Consider the following 19151-nt stretch of genomic DNA (forward strand, 5'->3'; position numbering starts at 1 on the left):
AAGAAACGAAAGGTTACTACAGGTAAAAGCGCTAACCTTACTCAAAAGCTTACCGATATTCATATCGGGTAGCTTCTATCACTATGCCGGCAGGACCTGGACCTTCATAACCATTTTTTGGTGCACAAAAGCCCCACAGTTTTTTATCCTCGGTATGGTACTTTTTACTATTTGTTGTCCAAAGCCATTTGTAGGATGTATTTTCGCTTGTTTTCTCCGGTGAAAAGTCGGATGCGAACCGATCCCTCCTGTTATAAAAACAGAGTTCTCAGACATAATAAAAAAGCCTGCAAACACACATGTTTACAGGTTTTTTCTTCTGGAGCTGGTGGTCAGAATCGAACTGACAACCTGCTCATTACGAATGAGCTGCTCTGCCATTGAGCCACACCAGCATCTGATTCTTTTCGCACTTATCTAAGTCAGCCAATATAGTATACAAAAAAGAAGCGATTTCGTCAAGTAGACAGGCCGAGATTTTCTCGAAAAAAACGATGGTATTCTCTTTTTGCGAAAAACATTTTTCCTTGTGTTGAAAAAGTGAAAGAAAATCACATAACTATATGTTTAATTCTGGGATAACATATAATTAATACATTAAGCTCCCGAGAAAGAGTGATACTATGTCACTGAGTTCCATTGGTAAAAACTTGCGGATTTTCAGGGAAAAGTGCGGATACACACAGCAGCATCTGGCAAATGTGCTCAATATTGATCGCTCCACGTATTCTTATTATGAATCCGGGAAGACGACGCCGGACATTTCATCCCTCATCATGTTGTCCCAGGTGTTTTCAGTCAGTTTGCCGGAATTGCTGGGACAGGAGGATATTTCCCCCATGTTGAACGATTCTTCTTCCGGAAAATCGGGTTCGAAGCGTGTAACAGATAATAACAGCCACATTTATGATCTGAAAAAGGATGAACTGCAGCTGATTGCATTTTTTCGGGCCTGCACGGTAGGGGAAAAAGAAGAGCTTCTCCGGAAGGCGGCAGAAATTCAGAGTAAAAATAAAAAGAAAGAATTGGATTGAGCCTTTGCGGAAATGCCGGTTTCATGATATACTAAAAATGCATGTACTATTGATTGCCGGAGGTGCCGCATGGAATTTGACGCATTTGCCGCCGGAATTGAGCCGGGCGGCCTGAGAAACACCAAAGAGATCCGTATTTTGATTTGTTACCTTCTGGTCAGCGTGGACTCGCCGTTGCGCAAAGAGGATATTATCGATATTCTGCAGGAAAACGGCCTGGCCAATTACTTTGAAATTACAACTGCGCTTTCTGACTTGATCGACAAGGGCAGCATTCTGATAAAAAACGGCCTTTGCACGCCGGGGGAATCAGCCCGGATGATCGCAAAACAGCTCGACGGCACCATCCCCACAGCTGTTCGCCAGCGCACTTTGACCGCGGCGCTGCAGCTTTTAACCCGCATCAAGCGGGAAGAGGAAAACGCCGTGGAAATCACCCACACCAACAACGGCATTCAGGTCACCTGCCATATCTCGGGCGGCGACATGGAGCTGATGTCGCTTTCTCTGTATGTACCCGATTTGCAGCAGGCCAACCTGGTGAAGCAGAATTTTCAGCAGGACCCCGACATTATCTACCGCGCCATGCTGGCCGCCGTCACCAAGGACCAGAAAATGATGGCGGAAACGCTCACGGAAATGGGCATGAAAAAACAACCGAAACAATAAACTATTCGCCGTCCATCGCTGCGCGCATGGCGGCGATTTTTTGCGTGTCCGTCTGCCAGATCGTATAGTCCTGCCCGTTCGCCGGCTCCAGCAGCCGGCGTTTTTTTCGGTACTGCATGGGGCTGTCTGCTTTTTTCAGCCAGTTTCCCTGATACACCGAAGCCGCCGTTACCCGACGGAATGCGGCAAACTCGTGCGGTTCCATCTCACCGGCCACCGCGATCTCCATTCCGTCGGCATTGAGGAGCAGCCGGGCGATCAGGCTGCGGCCGTCATAGCTGCGGCGGCACTGACCAGAGGTCACGAGCCCGCCAAAGCCCATCATCTTTGCGCGTTGAAAGGCCTCTTCCGGCTCGCGGCACTCATCAAATGCGCGTCCCAGCACCATCTTCATCTCCTGTGCCTGAACGATCAGCTCATCCATGCGCAGAACATCGAGTGTGCCATCCGGCGTCAGGATCCCCGTTTGCACTGCATCCGCTCCCGCGTCGCGGAACAGGGCGATGTCATCCTTCATCATCTCAAACTCCACCGGTGAACAGCAGTAATCCCCGAAATGAGGTTTCACCAGAACAGAGATCGGCAAATCCAGGTGATTGCGTACCTCGTAATAGAAATTGATATTCGGTGTGGTTCCGCCGAGCACCAATCCAGAGCAGAGCACCAGCCGATCCGCGCCCGCACGCTGTGCCTCAAACGCAGAATCCACCGTATCGACACACACTTCCAAAACCGCTTTCATATGTACCCTCCCACAGAAATGTGACAGTTTCCAGAGGCTTTCAGAACACCAGCTGCACCAGCAGCATATAAAAAACCGTTCCACCGGCAATGCTCAGCAGCGTATTGCGCTTCCACAGATGCAGGAGCACCACCGTCAGCAGAGCCGTGCCCTCCGGTATCCCGTAGGGAAACGACAAGGGGGTGGCTCCGCGCAAACAGTAGACGATCAGCATACCGATCACGGCGGAAGGCAGCATCTGCCCCAGGTACAACACCCAGCCGGGCGTGGGCTTGTCCGCCGGGAACAGCAGGAACGGCGCCGAGCGAATGAGAATGGTAACGGCCGCCACCACACCGATTAAAAGCAAACCGTGAAGCTCCGTCATTGCACACCCTCCCTTTTTTCCAGCCTGCCGCGCAGCAGCAGAAACACCGCAGTGATGGAGAGCATGGCCGGAATCACGAACCCGGAGGGGCCGAACACCAGCAGGCAGAGCACTGAAATCACGATGCCGAGAATGGACGCGGTATGATCGGTCTCAGCCTTCCAGCGGTCGAGAAAGATCACTGTGAACAGGGCCGTCATAACGAAATCGATGCCCTCCGAGGGGATGTGCCAGATCGACCCGAACACCGAGCCGACAACACTGCCAAGCACCCAGTACAGCTGATCGAGCAGGGCAATGTAAAGCAGCAGCCGTTTTCTATCCGGCCCAGGAGGCTCCTTCAGCGCGCAGAACAGCGTGAAGGTCTCATCCGTCAGGGAAAAGATCATGTACGGCTTCTTCCGGCCGATCTCGCGGAATTCGTCCAGCATGGCGATTCCGTAAAACAGATGCCGCGCGTTGACCATCAGCGTCATAATCGCCGCACCGATCAGCGAGGCCGCGCCCGCGAGCAGGTCCACTGTGACAAACTGCATCGAGCCCGCGTAAATGAATACGCTCATCAATAGGGCCCACAGCCAGCCGTAGCCTTTGCTTTCCAGAAACACCCCGAACGCGAAGCCCAGAAACAGGTAGCCGGTCATAACCGGTATAGTATGTACAAATGCTTCGCGCAGAAGATGCCGCTTTTCTTTCAACCGTAACCCTCCAATATGCCCCAAAAGCGACTGTTACTCGCTTGATTCGCCCAGACAATTTTTTGATAATTATACCACATAATGCAAAAAAATGACAAGGCTGCCAGAGGGGACCCGAATCAATTTTCCATTAAAATCCTGCAAGGCAAATGCAATGCTTACAAATTGAAAAATTGCAATTACAATGAAAATAAAAGAACTCGCTGATGAAAAATTTGTTCCTGCGAAAATTTCTATATAACTTTCTGCTCGCGGCAGGCTAAGCCTGCACGCACGTCGCGCAACAGCTCGAAGAAAAGCTTTCGCTTCGCGCTTCATTCGTCGCGCGTGCGCTGGCTGTTCTCACGCGAAAACAGCCTTCTATCAGAATCGTTATTTTTTCATTACGGGTTCCCCATATTAATTCTGCTGGCGCAGGGCTTGCCCCTCATGCCGGGGCGGGCACTTACTTTCGCGACGAGGCGAAAGTAAGCAAAGACTCGCCAAAGGACACCTTTGGAATCCGTTCGGGGAACGGCACTTGAACACATTAACGGAAGCTACTGTAAAGGCGCTCCAATGAAAATGCCCACTCTCCGAGATTCATCTGGAAATAAGTCTTGCTATCTCGTCTGTCGGCGGGCATTTTCAGAGCGCTCTCGTTGGCTCGCAGTAGGGCTGCCTGACGGTAGTTCCGGTTTGCCGATTTACAGATGGTGTTCCACCGCTCAAAGATTTCTTGTACCCTTTGTGCGCTAAAGCTACTTTTACACACCCGCTTCACACGCAGGCCTTGCCTGTGTGTGAAACAGAACCAGAGCGGGAGCCTCTCCCGGTTTCCAAAGGCAGCGCCTTTGGTCGTTGAGAGGAGGTTCCAAGGGGGAGAGAATCGAAACTCTCCCCTTTGGCGAATCTTTGTTTACTTTCTTTTCGTAAAGAAAGTAAATGCCCGCCCCGGCACGAGGGGCATGCCCGCGCAAGCGGAATCCCACGCGGGGGTACCCGCAGGCAAACTGCGCTTTCACGCACATTACAAAGAACCCCACAGAAAAAGAAGCCTCGTCTGCCCACCTTACTAAAGAACAAGCAACTCCCCTCCTCGGCATAAGGGCTTCCCTGCGCCAGCAGACAGACTGCGTTTGCATGCACATCATGAAAACAAAAAATTATCATTGACTTTTGTTCCCCATTAGTCTATATTATATTTGGGGCACATAAGTAAGGAGGTGTTTTCGCTGCCACCAAAGAAAAAGATGGGACGGCCGACCGACAACCCGAAACGCCATGAAATCAAAGCCCGCATCGATGACGAGACCTATAGAATCCTCAACGATTATTGTGAAGAAAAAGGCACGTCAAAGGCGGAAGGAATTCGTGACGGTATCCGGAGGTTGGAGCCCGACATCACAAAAAAATGACAGGGACGGTGTCACCACAGCAAGCAGCACACCGTCCCCACAAAACCAACAGATGCCCGAAAGCACATGCGGCGTAAATATTATAGCATGCGCTCTCAGTCCTTTCAAGGCATCGTTGGAAACAAAGAAAGGATGAATTGTATGACCAGCATTTTAGAAGAATTCGCCTACGGCAACCTATCGCCACAGGTATGCACTTTCCGGCACAATTCCGAATACGGAGAAGTTCTGCGGATACTATCCCAAAATGAAGAGTGCCTTCTTGCAAGACTGAACGAAGAGGATAAAAACATATTTGAAAACTACGTGGGGGCCCAAGGGGAGCTGAACAGACTCACCGCAGTCGGCAACCTGATTTACGGCTACCGGCTGGGGCTTACCATGACAGCCGAAGCCTTTGTCGGCATAGACGATTTGATTTTCGGCGAATCAAACGGCTAAAAATAAAATCATTTTCAGCAAAGAACAGAAAAAACCGGCGGTCAAAGGAAATTCTTTGACCGCCGATCCTCATTGAAAAATCAGATTCAGCAAAAGCAGCAGCGTTACCCCCGGTACCCCGCCTGCGGCGGAAACGCCGAGGCTGAGCAGACTGACCGGGATACTGACCCCGGTAAAAAATCCAGTCAGGTTGACTGCGGCCAGCGCGCCGACCCCGATAATAATACCGCCCGCCGCGCGCTGCATCGGGCGCTTTGAGCCCAGCAGCGCATGCAGCGCCGCGAGAAGCAAAAAGATCCCTATCGCAACCAGAATCGTCGTCATGCTTGGCACCGGACCGCCTCCTTTTTCTTTGCATTCCTGCTCCCCGCCGGGCCAATGCCCCGCGAGAACAGCAAAACCGGGCGGCGGATTGCCGCCGGATTACACCAGGTTTGAAAAAGGAGAAGCTGAAATTCCCTGCCGCTTTGCTTCCTGCAACAGATGGCGGTACCGTGCCATAAGCTCGATTCGCTGATGGACGCAGGCGTCGATCAGATCTTCGTTGCACTCCATCTGAAACCATCTTTCATTGCAGGCCATCAGCCTTGAAACTTCCCTCAACTCTTGCAAAATTCCAGAATCCTGCTTTACCTCCTCCGCAGGCCTTACCGTCTGCTGGATCATCTTGAGTACAGTTTCCATATTAGCTCCGCCTTTCGGTTTATCATATGCTAATATGTTGGACTTTTATACCCAATTTATACCGTTTCTCTGGAATTTATTTCTTGTCCCGCGGGCAGAAAATCCATGCGCCCGGTTGGGATGTCTGCCGCAGCCACAAGAATTCTCATCGGAGTACCGATGGTGATGCGGCTGCCGGTGCGTTCATCCACCTGCGTGACGACGCCGTCAAACCGGTAATCGGCGTTCGGGAATGCGCCGATCGGCACAAAGCCCTCCACGCTGTTCTGAAGCTGAACGAAAACGCCGCGCTGTGTCACGCCGCTGACAACGCCGTCGAATTCTTCGCCAACATGCGATTTCATAAATTCCGCCTTATAGCAATCCTCCGCGCTGCGCTCGGCCGTCATGGCGCGCACCTCGGACTTGGAGGATTCCGATGCAGCCGCTGCGGCGAACGACGCAAAGCGCAGCGCCAGCTCGATTTGCCCCAGGCTCTGCGACTGCGACAGTATGCGGTGGATCGCAAGGTCGGGATATCGCCGAATCGGCGAAGTAAAGTGGCAATAATCCGCGAGGGCCAGGCCGAAATGACCGACCGGCTCGGTGGAATACTTCGCCTTTTCCATCGTGCGCAGCACCTGATGCGAGATCACCTGCTCAGCCGGCGTTCCTCTCACCTGCCCTAGCAGCTCTGAAAAATCGGCCGGAGACGGCTTTTCGGAACGAAGACGCTGAGTTGAAAAGCCCAGGGCCGCCGCCAGACTGACGAGCGCCTTGATGCGTTCGGGGTCCGGATTTTCGTGAATGCGATACACAAAAGGCAGCTGTTCCTCTTTCGCAAGCTTGGCTGCCGCCTGATTCGCAGTGATCATCAGCTGCTCGATCATTTTCTCGGCTTCTCCCTGCACACGGGGCCGCACATCAATACATACGCCGTTTTCATCGAGCGTAAACATGGATTCTCCGCTTTCAAAATCCACAGCTCCTTTGTCACGGGAGCGCTGCTCAAGAATCTTTGCCAGCTCGCGGCCGGTTTTCAGAGATTCGAGCACAGGGGCATATTTCTCCAGCAAAGCCTCGTCCGCTTCGTCACTGAAAATGCGGTTGACCTCGGAATACACGCCGCGCACCTTGGAATGGATCACCGTCTTTTGAAAACGGTAACTGACAATTTCGCCCTTGTCGTCCAAACGGATCAGAGCGGAAAAGGTGAGCTTATCCTCCCCTGCGTTCAGCGAACAGGCTCCGTTCGAAAGCTCTTTCGGCAGCATAGGGATGACCCTGTCCGCAAAATAGACCGAAGTACCGCGCAGAAACGCTTCTTCATCAACGGCGCTGTCCTCACGCACATAGTGCGATACATCCGCGATATGCACGCCCAGATCAAAGCCGCGCTCTGTGCGCCGCACGCTGATCGCGTCGTCCAAATCCTTCGCGTCGGCACCGTCGATCGTGCAGATCATTTCCTCGCGCAGATCAAGCCGTGTGGCAAGCTCCTCCTGCGTGATCGGCTCCTGTGCCGCGCGGGCCGCTTCGGCCATCACCGCTTCGGAAAATACCGTGGGAATGCCGTTCTGGTCGATGATCGCATCGGCACAGATTTTGGCGCTTTCGGCGGTGCCGTAAATCTTTACCACACGGGCAGAAAGCTTTTCGCGGCGCGGCACCCGCACCAGCTCCGCCTGTACCTTGTCGCCCGGTCGGGCGCCCATCAGGTCGCTTTTGGGGATCGGCAGATTATAGCGGATGGCGATATCCGGCACGATCTCGAAACCGCCGTACGATTTGCGCACGGTACCGGTGGTCACCCACTGCCGGCGCTTCGTGATCGAGGCAACCTCCGCCTTCTTTCCGCGGGGTGTTTCCGTAATATTTTTCAGCAGAACCGTGTCGCCCACAATCGCACCCTTCAGGCGGTCGCTCGAAACGTACAGGTCGTCTCCGCCGTTTTCAGGGCGCACAAATGCAAACCCCTCCGACAGGGAATAAACCGTCGCGGTCACACGGGTCTGGCCGGCCTTGCCGAACACCTGGTGGCGTTTATTTACATACACGTCGCCGCGTACCTGCATCTGATGCAGCGTATCATAAAAGACCGATTTGTCTTTGATTCCTGATTTTTTGAGCAGCTCTTTCGAAGAAATCGCATGGCGCAGCTTGGAAAGCGCTTTTAAAATAGCTTCTGCCGGTGTATTTTCTTTCTTTTTAATCATTGATTCACCCTTTTCCTTTTGAAAAAAAGCTCCGCTTTTCAGCGGAGCTTTTCGGCTGCATTCTTATTTCCCGGTGAAAAACATAACGGCATTAATGGCAATCACCATTACGAAAAAGCCTACCGCTATCACTTTTGTCCAACGCGACAGAAATGCGTCGATGGAACGTGCTTTGTTCTTAGACAAAAATGTATCTGCGCCGCCGGTAATTGCGCCTAAATTCTGCTGCTGGCCTTCCTGAAGAAGGATAATCACCACAATCGCGATGGAGAATAGCAGCAAAACTACTCCAAAGAAAATCTCAAGTCCACTCATAATGTACCTCCGAACGTACAATAAACACTTGTGATTATGATACCACAAAGCCTGTATTTTAGCAATCTTTTTTCAAAAAATTATTGGACAGCCCTCTTCCAAAAAAATCCGCACATATCCGGCAGCAAAACCGGACATAGTAAGATCAGCAATTGAAAGTTTCGCGTGCGTTTGCATTTTCAATTGCCGGAACCGCCGCCGGATTGCTATTGGCTTTCCGTGCGGCGGTTTGTTTTTGATGAAAAGAACAAGGCTATCTTTTTCAAGTAGTGGGGTGCACATAACAAAATCGAAAGAGGATTTCATCCCCCTTCGATTTTGATCAAAACAATGGAAAATACATCGTTTTCTTTGCCTTGAAAAATTGGCGATGTACAAAATCGATTTTGCCGACTCAATGGATTCAAGTAAGTGACAGCTGGCCGCGCATGGCATCGGCCTGGCTGGGCACTGCGCCGGGCGAGGGCACGTTCTTGCGGTAACGGTCCGGCGTTTCGAGCATCCCCTCTTCATACGGCTCGGCGCTTTGCAGGTGGTGCTTTGCCGCGGTAAACGTCATGACGAAAATGCCCTGCGTGGTACGGGTGGCTTTATCGGGAATCGCACCTGTGTTGACCAGCAGCAAACGCCCATTGGTTCCCGTCAGCACAAGATCGCGGTCCTCTTTGAGGTACATCACCGCCACGAGCGGGGATTTATCGCTGTATGCCCCAACCAGCTTGCGCCGGTTCGTCTTGGTGGCATAGGCCGAAAGCTCCACCTTGGCCGCCTTTCCGTTTTCAAACAGGAACAGCATGTAGCCCTGGTAATCTGTAGTAGGCACCATGTAAATGGCGTTCTCTCCCTCGTCCATGCCCGCCTTGGCGGGAATATACTCGCCCAGCACGCTGGCCTTGCCGTCGCTTAAGTCGGATGCCCGCATCTTATACACCTGGCAGCGGTCGGTAAAGAACAACAGGTCGCAGGCGTTCGTCGCTTCTTCCGTCTGCGTGACAGCGTCGCCTTCTTTGAGCTTTTGTTCGCCGCTCATGCGCAGCGACTGCGGGGTGATCTTCTTGAAATACCCCTCGCGGGTAAAGAAGAGATGTACCGGGTAATCGTCGATTTCCTGCTCCGGTTCAGCTACTTCGAGATCGGACGCATACACCAGCTGCGTGCGGCGCGGCTGTCCGTACTTTTTTTCCACCTCTTTCAGCTCGGCGATAATCACCGACTGAATCTTCGCGCGGCTTTCCATCAGCTCCTGCAAACGGGCAATCTCCTGCTCCAGCTCGCTGGTTTCCTGCGTGCGCTTTAAAATATATTCTCGGTTGAGATGGCGCAGCTTGATTTCTGCTACATATTCCGCCTGAATCTCATCGATGCCGAAGCCAATCATCAGGTTCGGCACAACCTCGGCTTCCTCCTCGGTTTCGCGCACGATCTTGATGGCTTTGTCAATATCGAGAAGAATCGCCTGCAGACCGCGCAGCAGGTGCAGCTTTTCTTTCTTTTTGCGCAGATCAAAATGCGTGCGGCGGCGCACACATTCCACACGGAACGCCACCCACTCGAGCAGCAGGTCGCGCACACCCAGCACCTGAGGCACACCGGAAATCAGCACGTTGAAGTTACAGGAGAAGCTGTCTTCCAGCGGCGTCATTTTAAACAGGCGCTGCATCAGCCGCTCGGGGTCAACGCCGCGCTTTAAATCGATGGTGATTTTCAGGCCGCCCAGGCCGGTTTCGTCGCGGATGTCCGAAATCTCTTTGAGCTTGCCCTGACGCACCAGGTCGACCACCTTTTCCACAATCGCTTCGATCGTAGTGGTGGGCGGAATCTGCGTGACGTCGATGCAGTTGGCCGTTTTGTCATACGAATAGCGGCAGCGGATCTTCACGCCGCCGCGGCCGGTGCGGTAGATCTCCTCCATCGCGGCGCGGTCGTACACCGCCTGTCCTCCGCCGGGGAAATCCGGCGCCTGCAATGTGGAGGCCACGTCGAAGTCCGGGTCGCGGATCAGGGCGATCGTCGTCTGACAGACCTCTGCCAGATTGAACGGGCAGATGTTGCTCGCCATGCCGACCGCGATGCCCGTGTTGGCGTTGACGAGAATCGACGGGAACGCCGCTGGCAGCAGGGTCGGCTCTTTCATGCTATTGTCGTAGTTGTCGACAAAATCGACCGTATCCCGGTCAATATCGCGAAAAAGCTCCTGGCAGATATCGTCGAGCTTGGCCTCGGTATAACGGGAGGCCGCCCATGCCATATCGCGCGAATAGAATTTTCCGAAGTTTCCCTTGGAATCGACATAAGGGTGCAATAGCGCCTCATATCCGCGGCTCAGGCGCACCATGGTTTCGTAAATCGCGGCGTCACCGTGGGGATTCAGCTTCATCGTCTGCCCCACAATATTGGCGCTTTTTGTCCTGGAGCCGGTGAGCAGGCCCATTTTATACATTGTGTATAATATCTTGCGGTGCGACGGCTTAAAGCCGTCGATCTCCGGAATCGCGCGCGACATGATGACGCTCATGGCATAGGGCATGTAGTTCTGCTCCAGCGTCGCGGTGATGGGCTGTGTTACCACCAGCCCCGCGCCTTCGATCACGCCCTTTCCTTTGGGGGGCGCGGTATTCGGTTCTTTTTTTCTGTGTGCCAATCGTGTTTCCCCCTCAGCTTACGTCAGCGGCGGCGATATATTCATGGCCGCTGCGGGCGATAAAATCCTTTCGCCCGGAAAGGTTGTCGCCCAGAAGCAGATCAAACATGTCCGCCGTTTTGGCCGCGTCCTCGGGCAGAACCTGAATCAGCCGCCGAGTGGCGGGGTTCATGGTGGTCAGATTCATCATATCGGGTTCGTTTTCGCCAAGACCTTTCGAGCGCTGGATGGTGTATCTGGTTCCCTCCAGACGCTGTAGGATTTTCGCCTTTTCCTGCTCGGTGTAGGCGAAATACGTCTGATCCTTTGCCGTAATTTCAAACAGCGGCGATTCCGCAATGAACACCTTGCCCTGCTCGATCAGCGTAGGGGTCAGGCGGTACAGCATCGTCAGCAGCAGCGTGCGGATCTGGAAGCCGTCCACATCGGCATCGGTGCACAGGATGACCTTGTTCCAGCGCAGCAGCGACAGATCAAACGACGACAAATCCTTGTTTGCCTTCGATTTCACTTCTACGCCGCAGCCGAGCACCTTAATCAGGTCGGTAATGATATCGCTTTTGAAAATGCGGTCATAGTCCGCTTTCAGGCAGTTCAGGATTTTGCCGCGGATGGGCATGATCGCCTGAAAATCCGGGTCGCGGGCCTGCTTGCACGCGCCCAAAGCCGAGTCGCCCTCTACGATGAAGATTTCTCGCTCCTCTGCCTTGCGGCTGCGGCAGTCCACGAATTTCGCAACGCGGTTCGTCACGTCCATATTGGTGGTGAGCTTCTTTTTCAGGTTCAGACGCGTTTTTTCCGCGTCCTCGCGGCTGCGCTTGTTGATAAGCACCTGCGCGGCCACTTTTTCAGCCTCTACGGGATTTTCGAGGAAGAACACCTCCAGGTGATGCCGCAAAAGCTCGGTCATGGCCTCCTGAATTCCCTTGTTCGTGATCGCCTTTTTCGTCTGGTTCTCGTAGGATGTGCGGTTTGAGAACGACGAAATGACAAGAATCAGGCAATCCTCCACGTCGGTGTAGGTGATCTTGCTCTCATTCTTGTTGTATTTCCCCGTCTGCTTTAAATATGCGTCGATCTGCGAAACGAACGCGCTGCGCACAGCCTTGTCCGGCGCGCCGCCATGCTCGAGCCAGCTGGAGTTATGATAATATTCCGTCACGTGCACTCGATTCGAAAACGCGAGCGCCGCATTGATTTTCGTTTTATATTCGGGCTTGTCCGCACGATCGCGCACACGGCGCTCCGCCTGCCAGCTCTGCACCGAGGTAAGGGCATCTTCCCCCGCGAGCTCCCGCACGTGGTCGAGGATTCCCTCCTGATAGCAGAACTCCGTCGTTTCAAAACCGGCTTCCGTCTCAAAGCGAAGCAGAAAACGGATACCCTCATTGACGATCGCCTGCCGGCGGATCATGTCAAGATAATACTCCTGCGGCACGGCAATATCCGTAAACACCTGCAGGTCGGGCCGCCAGCGGATTTTGGTGCCCGTATCCTTCTTGGTATAAGGCTCCTGCTGCAAACCGCCCACGTTTTCCCCGTGCTCAAAATGCAGCGTATAGCGCGTGCCGTCGCGGCGGATATCAACATCCATATATTCCGAGGCGTACTGGGTCGAGCAAAGGCCAAGGCCGTTCAGTCCCAGCGAATACTCGTAGCTTTCATCGGAATCGTTGTTGTATTTGCCGCCCGCGTACAGCTCGCAGAATACCAGCTCCCAGTTGAAGCGTTCTTCCGTCGGGTTATAGTCCACGGGAATGCCGCGCCCGTGATCCTCCACCTCTACCGAATGGTCACGGAAGCAGGTGATCGTGATTTCCCGTCCGAAGCCTTCTCTGGCCTCATCGATGGAGTTGGATAATATTTCAAAAATGGAATGCTCGCAGCCCTCGATGCCGTCCGAGCCGAAAATAACCGCCGGGCGTCGGCGCACACGGTCTGCGCCCTTGAGCGACGAGATACTGTCGTTTCCATATGCCGTCTTTTTTGCCATAGCTTCCCTCCTGCCACTCGCCCCATCACCGGGGCTTTGGCATTTCGAATTCTGCCCGGGCCATTCCCGGGGTGATACCATTCCTGTTTTGTTTGGTCAAACCACCAAACGCGCCGAACTCCTATCAGGTGCGAAACGTATTTCAATCCACGCCTCCCGCGCGGGGAGCAGCCTCCAGATCGATCGGCTCGTTCTGAATTTCCGAGTTATTTCAATCCACACTTGCCGTACGGAAAGCGACTCGAAATGACTCTGCACAACGATCGACTTGCCTTAGCAATTCCAATCCACGCTCTCCGTGCAGAGAGCGACATTGCCCGAGGGCTCAAGCCAAGCCTTCCAACAGTGATTTCAATCCACGCTCCCTGTTTCTGGGAGCACCCCTGCTCAGAACCAAGACGATAACGCTGATTTCAGCGCACGCTTCACACAGGAAACAAATTGCTTCCCGCTTTTGATGATAAGCAAACACGCCGCTGTTTTCTGTCGAAACAGGGCGTACCCCCGAAGAAACCGTATCGAAAACAGATTGCCGCCGAAAATCGCGCCAAGGCGGCAACCACCGCAGCACAAGCGCATCCCTAAGCCTTGCGGGCCGCCCCCCTGCTGGTATACAGCAACACAGTAAGAGTAAAACCGCGTGCCATTTTTCGATGATCCGCCGAGACAAGGAAAGGGGGAAATGCAACATTTCCCCTTTTCCAAACTCATCATTCAGCTGTTTCGTCCGCCGATGGAAGCTCCACTTGCGGAAGCTCCGTATCCAGCTTCGGCAGAGGCGGTATCTGCCCTGCAGCTGCCGGCAAAGCGGTGCCGCTCATCAGTTTCTGAAAATCCTCGCCGCTCATCTTTTCGTTCTGATACAGATACTTTGCAACCTCGTGCAGCTTATCCATATGATCGGAAAGGATCTTGGCCGCGCCGTCATACGCGTTTGTCAGGATATCTTTGATCTCTTGATCGATCGCAGCCGCTGTGCTTTCAGAATAGTTGCGCACATGGCCCATATCGCGGCCCAGGAACGGCTCGCTGTTGTCTGAACCATAGGTGACGGTGCCGAGCATTTCACTCATGCCGTACTTGGTTACCATCGCGCGGGCTGTCTTGGTGGCGCGCTCAATATCGTTCGAAGCGCCGGTGGAAATGTCGTCCAGCACCAGGGCCTCCGCCACACGACCACCCATAAGCACGATTAAGTCCTCGAGCATTTCTTTCTTGCATTTATAAGAGCGGTCCTCCGCAGGCAGCTGCATCGTATAGCCGCCGGCCATACCGCGGGGGATGATCGAAATCTGGTGTACCGGATCCTGCGTGGGGCAGAAGTAGGTGACGACCGCATGGCCGCCCTCGTGGTAGGCGGTGAGGGTCTTTTCCTTTTCCGTCATCACACGGCTCTTTTTCTCGGTGCCGACCACAACCTTGATCGTGGCCTCTTCGATCTCTTCCATCGTGATCGCCCGCAGGTTCTTGCGGGCTGAAAGCAGCGCCGCTTCATTGAGCAGGTTCTCGAGATCCGCGCCGGTAAAGCCGGCGGTGGATTTCGCAATGGTCTTCAGGCTCACGTCCGGCGCAATCGGCTTGCCGCGGGCGTGTACCTTCAGAATCTCTTCGCGGCCCTTGATGTCCGGGTAGCCGACCATGACCTGGCGGTCAAAACGGCCGGGACGCATCAGCGCCGGATCGAGGATGTCGGGGCGGTTCGTCGCGGCGATCATGATGACGCCTTCGTTCGCGCCGAAACCGTCCATCTCAACCAGCAGCTGGTTCAAAGTTTGTTCGCGCTCGTCGTGGCCGCCGCCAAGACCGGCGCCGCGCTGACGGCCCACCGCATCGATTTCATCGATGAAGATGATGCAGGGGGAATTTTTCTTCGCCTGGTCGAACAGATCGCGCACGCGCGACGCGCCGACGCCGACGAACATTTCCACAAAATCGGAACCGGAGATGGAGAAGAAAGGAACCCCCGCCTCACCCGCAACCGCGCGGGCCAAGAGCGTTTTACCGGTACCGGGAGGGCCGACGAGCAGCACGCCTTTCGGAATGCGCGCGCCCAGCTCATTATACTTTTTCGGATTTTTGAGGAACTCGACAATCTCGCGCAGTTCTTCCTTTTCCTCATCGGCTCCCGCCACGTCGGCAAAGGTGGTTTTGCGCTTTTCATCGGCCATCTGCTTGACCTTCGCCTTGCCGAAGTTCATCTGCTTGCCCGCATCGCCCATGCTGGTGTTCAGGCGCTTCATCATGAACCACCAGAAAACGAGCATGCCCGCCAGGAGCAGAATCGTCGGGATCAGGCTCGCGAGCCAGGAGGTCTCTGCCGGACGCTTGAGATCGTACTCCATGTTCTTGTCCGGATGATCCTCGTTGTACTGTTCAATATAGGGGTGGATCTCGTCGTACATAATCGCCACATTCGGCGCGGTATACGTTACGTTCGTACCGTCCTTGAGGGAAATCTGCATTTCACCGCTGCCAAGATCCATGGTATAATCGATGACCTGCTGTGATTTAAAGTAGCCGACTATTTCGGAATATTTATGAGCCTTCTGCGGCTTCACGTTGCCATAGATGCTGGCCATGATAATAATAATCAGGATCGGGGCGCCTAAATAAATGAGCAGATTCCGCAGATTTTTTTTATTATCCAAAATGAGTTCACTCCTCTCCTTTAATTGCGATGACCGGAAAACTTACCCGCCATACACGTGGGGCTTCAGGATGCCCACATACGGGAGATTCCGGTAGGTTTCATTATAATCAAGGCCGTAGCCGACAATAAATTCATCCGGAACACGCGTGCCGACATAGTCCGCCGTAATCTGTGCGGTGCGGCGCTCGGGCTTGTCAAACAGAGTGCAAATTTTAATGCTCTTCGGGCCGCGCGGCTGCAGAAGCTCCAGTATGTAGCTGAGCGTCACGCCGCTGTCGAGAATATCCTCCACTACCAGCAGGTCGTAACCCGCGAGCGGCAGGTCCAGGTCTTTTGTGATCTTTACCACGCCGGAGGATCTTGTCCCGGCGCCGTAGCTCGAAACTGACATAAAGTCGATGCGGCAGGGGATGTCGATGGCGCGGGTCAAATCCGCCATAAAAATAAAGGAACCTTTCAGCACGCTGACCATCAGCAAATTTTTCCCCTTGTAATCCTCGCTGATGCGCTTGCCCAGATTGCGGACGATTTCCGCCAGGTGTTCCTCGCTAAATAGAACCTCTTTGATATCGTTGGTCATGAATTGCACTCCTTAACGCTAATGTATGCGATTTGCCCGGTATCCGGGCGGATGCGGGCCTGCTCGGCCACGCCGATGGATTCGATCCACAAAATCTGTCCGCTGTTTTCCAGCAGCAAAAGCCCGCCTCGGCCCGAAACGGGGATTTTCTCCTCGTTCATCAGCTTTTTCAGACTTTTGGTAACGCCCCGGCCCGCCGGTGAAAAGGAATCACCCGGCCGTCGGCCTCTTATAATGGAATTATTCTTTATTGTATCATAATCCAGCGCGTTATGAAATAACAAATTGCGAATTTTTGCGGGTAACTTTTCATATTCCGCGCGGGTCAGTGTTCTTATTATGACCTCTCTGCCTTCCGGTGTCAAGGTTTTCGGCACCCGTAATGGCACACTCCAGTCATTTTTGCGTTTTGGAGGCAAAACGACGCGCAAAACACCGCTTTCCGCTGCCAAAAATTGCCCCCCGCCGGCGTCGATTTTACCGGAGCCTGCCCCCAGCAGACGCATGGCCGCCTCGGTGCGTTCGCGGGTGAGAGCGGGCAGACCGGCTTCCTCTGCAATCTGCCGCAGCGCGCGCGATAAAATGGGGCGCGGCAAACCCGAAAGCGGGGCAATCCGCCAGCCGTCCGGCGTGCGGGCCTCCCGCACCGCCTGCGCGGCCAAAGAAGAAAGGCAATCTTCATCCTCCGCGAGCAGATGCGTCATGCGCCCCACCGCCTGCTCAAAGGAAGGATTCATCTCTTTCAGCGCGGGGATGACGTCGAGCCGCACGCGGTTGCGCACGTATTCCCGGCTGAAATTGCTGGCATCGGTCACAAAGGGCAAAGCATAACGGGCACAGTATTCCTCTACCTGCTCACGCGTCAGGCCGATCAGCGGCCGGATGACGCGCCCGCGCATCGGCGGGATACCGCACAGGCCCTTCGTGCCGGTGCCTCGCACCAGATGCAGCAGCACCGTTTCTGCCTGGTCGGAGAGCGTGTGCGCCGTCGCGATTTTATCGCCCGGCCCGCACAGCGATTCAAAAAATCCGTATCGGATGCGCCGCCCGGCCGCTTCGATCCCTTCGCGGCGTTCTGCGGCCGCTTTGGCCGCATCGGCGTGCAGCACCCGCAGGGGAATTTGCCGTTCCGCGCAGAACCGGCGCACGCATTCCTCATCCGCATCAGACGCTTTGCCCCGCAGACCATGGTTCACATGGGCCGCGAGCAGCGGAATCCCTGCCTGCCATAAAAAATGGACCAGCGCCATGGAATCCGCGCCGCCGGAAAACCCGGCCACCACGCGCTCCGCGCCGGTCAGCATCGAATAGCGCCTGACCGTTTGCCAGATCAGTTCCTCTGTCGGTGCGCTATTCTCTCTATTCACTGCGGACAACCTCCTGAGAAGTAAATCGCATAAATTCACCCTGCCAGTGCAGGGGAATGGTCTTGAGCTCGCCATGGCGGTTTTTCGCAACGATGCACTCGCCGCTGTTGCGGTCCGTGTCTTCATCGGGAGCACCGGGGCCCTGATAGTAATCCTCGCGGTACAAAAACAGAACGACGTCGGCGTCCTGCTCAATCGAACCGGAATCACGCAGGTCACTGAGCACCGGGCGGTGCTCAGTGCGCTTTTCACTGGCACGCGCCAGCTGCGACAGCGTTAAAACCGGCACATGCAGCTCTTTCGCCATGATTTTCAGGTTTCGGGTGATCTCCGAAATCTCCTGCACGCGGTTATCGATGCGGCGGGAGCTGGACATCAGCTGCAAATAGTCGATCACGATCATGTCAACGTCTTTTAAACGGCGTACCTTCGCCTTCATTTCCGGCACGGTAATGCCGGAGCTGTCGTCAAAATACAGCTGCGCGCGGGAAAGAATGTCCCCCGCTTCGATCAGGCGCATCCATTCGCCCTCGCTGAGCTGGCCGGTACGCAGCTTGGTGCCGCCGACGAGCGCTTCTGTGGAGAGCAGACGCGACGCAAGCTGCTCCTTGCTCATTTCGAGCGAGAAGAACGCAACACGTTTATTGGCTACTACCGCCGCATGGCGCGCGATGTTCAGCGCAAAGCTCGTTTTACCCATACCGGGGCGGGCCGCCAGAATCAGCAGGTCAGAGCGATTCAGACCCGTGATCGTATCATCCAGCGCCTTAATGCCGGTCGGAATGCCCTGATACATGTCTTTATCCGGGCCGTTGAGCAGATCAAGCCGGTCAAATGTTTCGAGAATGATCTCGTTGACCCGTTGGAGTCCCTGCATATTTTTACCGCGCCGAATGTCAAATATTCGCTGCTCCGCCGAATCCAGCAGGGTAGACGCATCCGCTCCATTTTCACGCGCGTCGTCGAGAATGCCGCGCGCCGTCTGAATCAGCGAGCGGACGTCGTATTTGTCGCGCACGATCTTCGCGTACGTTTCCACGTTCGAAATCGAGGGCACGATCTGCGCCAGCTGCATCAGGTACGTTTTGCCCGCGGATTCGTCAAAGCGCGGCGTATCCTTCAACCGCTCCAGCACCGTTACAAAGTCGACGGGCTGGCCGAGCGTGAACATTTCGAGCATCGTGCCGTAAATCAGCACGTGATTGACCTGATGAAAATAATCGGGACGCGGAAGAATTTCCGCGACCCGGTCCAGGCAGGTGGAATCCAGCAGAACCGCACCCAAAACAGACTGCTCCGCCTCAGGGCTGAACGGCAGGTCCATCCCGTCATATCCAATTGTCAGATTATCGTGATCCATCCCGAATCCTCCTGACAG

16 protein-coding genes and 1 tRNA gene are annotated in these 19151 nt (G+C 54.4%); 3 read left to right on the forward strand and 14 right to left on the reverse strand.

Annotated features, from left to right (window positions below):
• Positions 1-320: 320 nt before the first annotated feature.
• A tRNA-Thr gene (locus HMPREF1141_RS14030) sits at positions 321-395 on the reverse strand.
• Positions 396-623: 228 nt separating this feature from the next.
• Between HMPREF1141_RS14030 and HMPREF1141_RS14035 the strand changes: the two genes are divergently transcribed.
• Both HMPREF1141_RS14035 and HMPREF1141_RS14040 read left to right on the forward strand, forming a co-directional pair.
• Complete coding sequence (locus tag HMPREF1141_RS14035; RefSeq protein ID WP_009065616.1) at positions 624-1034, forward strand: helix-turn-helix domain-containing protein; 411 nt, start codon at positions 624-626, stop codon at positions 1032-1034.
• Between the two features lie 69 nt (positions 1035-1103).
• Entirely contained in the window at positions 1104-1703 is a 600-nt protein-coding gene (locus HMPREF1141_RS14040; protein WP_009065739.1) for a DUF4364 family protein, read from the forward strand.
• A gap of 1 nt (position 1704) precedes the next feature.
• Here HMPREF1141_RS14040 and HMPREF1141_RS14045 read toward each other — a convergent pair whose 3' ends face one another.
• The 3 genes from HMPREF1141_RS14045 to HMPREF1141_RS14055 are packed head-to-tail and all read right to left on the reverse strand — an operon-like array spanning position 1705 to position 3510.
• Positions 1705-2445 (reverse strand): copper homeostasis protein CutC, encoded by a 741-nt coding sequence (locus HMPREF1141_RS14045; RefSeq protein ID WP_009065582.1) that lies wholly within the window; start codon positions 2443-2445, stop codon positions 1705-1707.
• Positions 2446-2485: 40 nt separating this feature from the next.
• Positions 2486-2812, reverse strand: a complete 327-nt coding sequence (locus HMPREF1141_RS14050; protein ID WP_009065754.1) for an AzlD domain-containing protein — start codon at positions 2810-2812, stop codon at positions 2486-2488.
• A complete protein-coding gene (locus HMPREF1141_RS14055; RefSeq protein WP_009065668.1) occupies positions 2809-3510 on the reverse strand; it encodes an AzlC family ABC transporter permease in 702 nt (233 codons plus the stop codon). Before HMPREF1141_RS14055 ends, HMPREF1141_RS14050 begins: the two co-directional genes overlap by 4 nt.
• A gap of 1538 nt (positions 3511-5048) precedes the next feature.
• Here HMPREF1141_RS14055 and HMPREF1141_RS14065 point away from each other — a divergent pair.
• On the forward strand, positions 5049-5348 hold the full coding sequence (locus HMPREF1141_RS14065; protein WP_009065554.1) for a DUF6809 family protein: 300 nt from the start codon (positions 5049-5051) through the stop codon (positions 5346-5348).
• 69 nt (positions 5349-5417) lie between these two features.
• Here HMPREF1141_RS14065 and HMPREF1141_RS14070 read toward each other — a convergent pair whose 3' ends face one another.
• From HMPREF1141_RS14070 to dnaB, 10 genes are all read right to left on the reverse strand, one after another.
• Positions 5418-5672 carry a pro-sigmaK processing inhibitor BofA family protein gene (locus HMPREF1141_RS14070; RefSeq protein ID WP_035317188.1) on the reverse strand — a complete coding sequence of 85 codons (255 nt, stop codon included), beginning with the start codon at positions 5670-5672 and terminating at the stop codon, positions 5418-5420.
• A 99-nt stretch (positions 5673-5771) separates the two neighbouring features.
• Positions 5772-6032, reverse strand: a complete 261-nt coding sequence (locus HMPREF1141_RS14075; protein ID WP_009065585.1) for a hypothetical protein — start codon at positions 6030-6032, stop codon at positions 5772-5774.
• A gap of 56 nt (positions 6033-6088) precedes the next feature.
• Positions 6089-8227 carry a ribonuclease R gene (gene rnr, locus HMPREF1141_RS14080; protein ID WP_009065729.1) on the reverse strand — a complete coding sequence of 713 codons (2139 nt, stop codon included), beginning with the start codon at positions 8225-8227 and terminating at the stop codon, positions 6089-6091.
• A gap of 63 nt (positions 8228-8290) precedes the next feature.
• Positions 8291-8542: a preprotein translocase subunit SecG gene (secG, locus tag HMPREF1141_RS14085; protein ID WP_009065576.1), complete on the reverse strand. Its 252-nt coding sequence runs from the start codon at positions 8540-8542 to the stop codon at positions 8291-8293.
• A gap of 403 nt (positions 8543-8945) precedes the next feature.
• Positions 8946-11183 carry a DNA topoisomerase (ATP-hydrolyzing) subunit A gene (locus tag HMPREF1141_RS14095; protein ID WP_009065702.1) on the reverse strand — a complete coding sequence of 746 codons (2238 nt, stop codon included), beginning with the start codon at positions 11181-11183 and terminating at the stop codon, positions 8946-8948.
• A 13-nt stretch (positions 11184-11196) separates the two neighbouring features.
• On the reverse strand, positions 11197-13176 hold the full coding sequence (locus HMPREF1141_RS14100) for a toprim domain-containing protein (protein WP_009065673.1): 1980 nt from the start codon (positions 13174-13176) through the stop codon (positions 11197-11199).
• Between the two features lie 710 nt (positions 13177-13886).
• Positions 13887-15824, reverse strand: a complete 1938-nt coding sequence (ftsH, locus tag HMPREF1141_RS14105; RefSeq protein ID WP_009065756.1) for an ATP-dependent zinc metalloprotease FtsH — start codon at positions 15822-15824, stop codon at positions 13887-13889.
• A gap of 42 nt (positions 15825-15866) precedes the next feature.
• A complete protein-coding gene (gene hpt, locus HMPREF1141_RS14110) occupies positions 15867-16406 on the reverse strand; it encodes a hypoxanthine phosphoribosyltransferase (protein ID WP_009065644.1) in 540 nt (179 codons plus the stop codon).
• On the reverse strand, positions 16403-17773 hold the full coding sequence (gene tilS, locus HMPREF1141_RS14115) for a tRNA lysidine(34) synthetase TilS (protein WP_035317192.1): 1371 nt from the start codon (positions 17771-17773) through the stop codon (positions 16403-16405). Before tilS ends, hpt begins: the two co-directional genes overlap by 4 nt.
• Entirely contained in the window at positions 17766-19133 is a 1368-nt protein-coding gene (gene dnaB, locus HMPREF1141_RS14120; protein ID WP_009065751.1) for a replicative DNA helicase, read from the reverse strand. The genes tilS and dnaB overlap by 8 nt, the downstream gene beginning before the upstream one ends.
• Positions 19134-19151: the final 18 nt, after the last annotated feature.

It is taken from the genome of Clostridium sp. MSTE9, from assembly GCF_000277625.1.
Taxonomy (GTDB): domain Bacteria; phylum Bacillota; class Clostridia; order Oscillospirales; family Acutalibacteraceae; genus Faecalispora; species Faecalispora jeddahensis.

What these genes read in the sequence shown, in the direction of transcription:
- HMPREF1141_RS14100 (WP_009065673.1), bottom strand. Translation starts at nt 13,176, where the DNA reads ATGGCAAAAAAGACGGCATATGGAAACGACAGTATCTCGTCGCTCAAG.
- secG (WP_009065576.1), bottom strand. Translation starts at nt 8,542, where the DNA reads ATGAGTGGACTTGAGATTTTCTTTGGAGTAGTTTTGCTGCTATTCTCC.
- hpt (WP_009065644.1), bottom strand. Translation starts at nt 16,406, where the DNA reads ATGACCAACGATATCAAAGAGGTTCTATTTAGCGAGGAACACCTGGCG.
- rnr (WP_009065729.1), bottom strand. Translation starts at nt 8,227, where the DNA reads ATGATTAAAAAGAAAGAAAATACACCGGCAGAAGCTATTTTAAAAGCG.
- HMPREF1141_RS14065 (WP_009065554.1), top strand. Translation starts at nt 5,049, where the DNA reads ATGACCAGCATTTTAGAAGAATTCGCCTACGGCAACCTATCGCCACAG.
- dnaB (WP_009065751.1), bottom strand. Translation starts at nt 19,133, where the DNA reads ATGGATCACGATAATCTGACAATTGGATATGACGGGATGGACCTGCCG.
- HMPREF1141_RS14035 (WP_009065616.1), top strand. Translation starts at nt 624, where the DNA reads ATGTCACTGAGTTCCATTGGTAAAAACTTGCGGATTTTCAGGGAAAAG.
- HMPREF1141_RS14040 (WP_009065739.1), top strand. Translation starts at nt 1,104, where the DNA reads ATGGAATTTGACGCATTTGCCGCCGGAATTGAGCCGGGCGGCCTGAGA.
- HMPREF1141_RS14070 (WP_035317188.1), bottom strand. Translation starts at nt 5,672, where the DNA reads ATGACGACGATTCTGGTTGCGATAGGGATCTTTTTGCTTCTCGCGGCG.
- HMPREF1141_RS14050 (WP_009065754.1), bottom strand. Translation starts at nt 2,812, where the DNA reads ATGACGGAGCTTCACGGTTTGCTTTTAATCGGTGTGGTGGCGGCCGTT.
- HMPREF1141_RS14045 (WP_009065582.1), bottom strand. Translation starts at nt 2,445, where the DNA reads ATGAAAGCGGTTTTGGAAGTGTGTGTCGATACGGTGGATTCTGCGTTT.
- HMPREF1141_RS14075 (WP_009065585.1), bottom strand. Translation starts at nt 6,032, where the DNA reads ATGGAAACTGTACTCAAGATGATCCAGCAGACGGTAAGGCCTGCGGAG.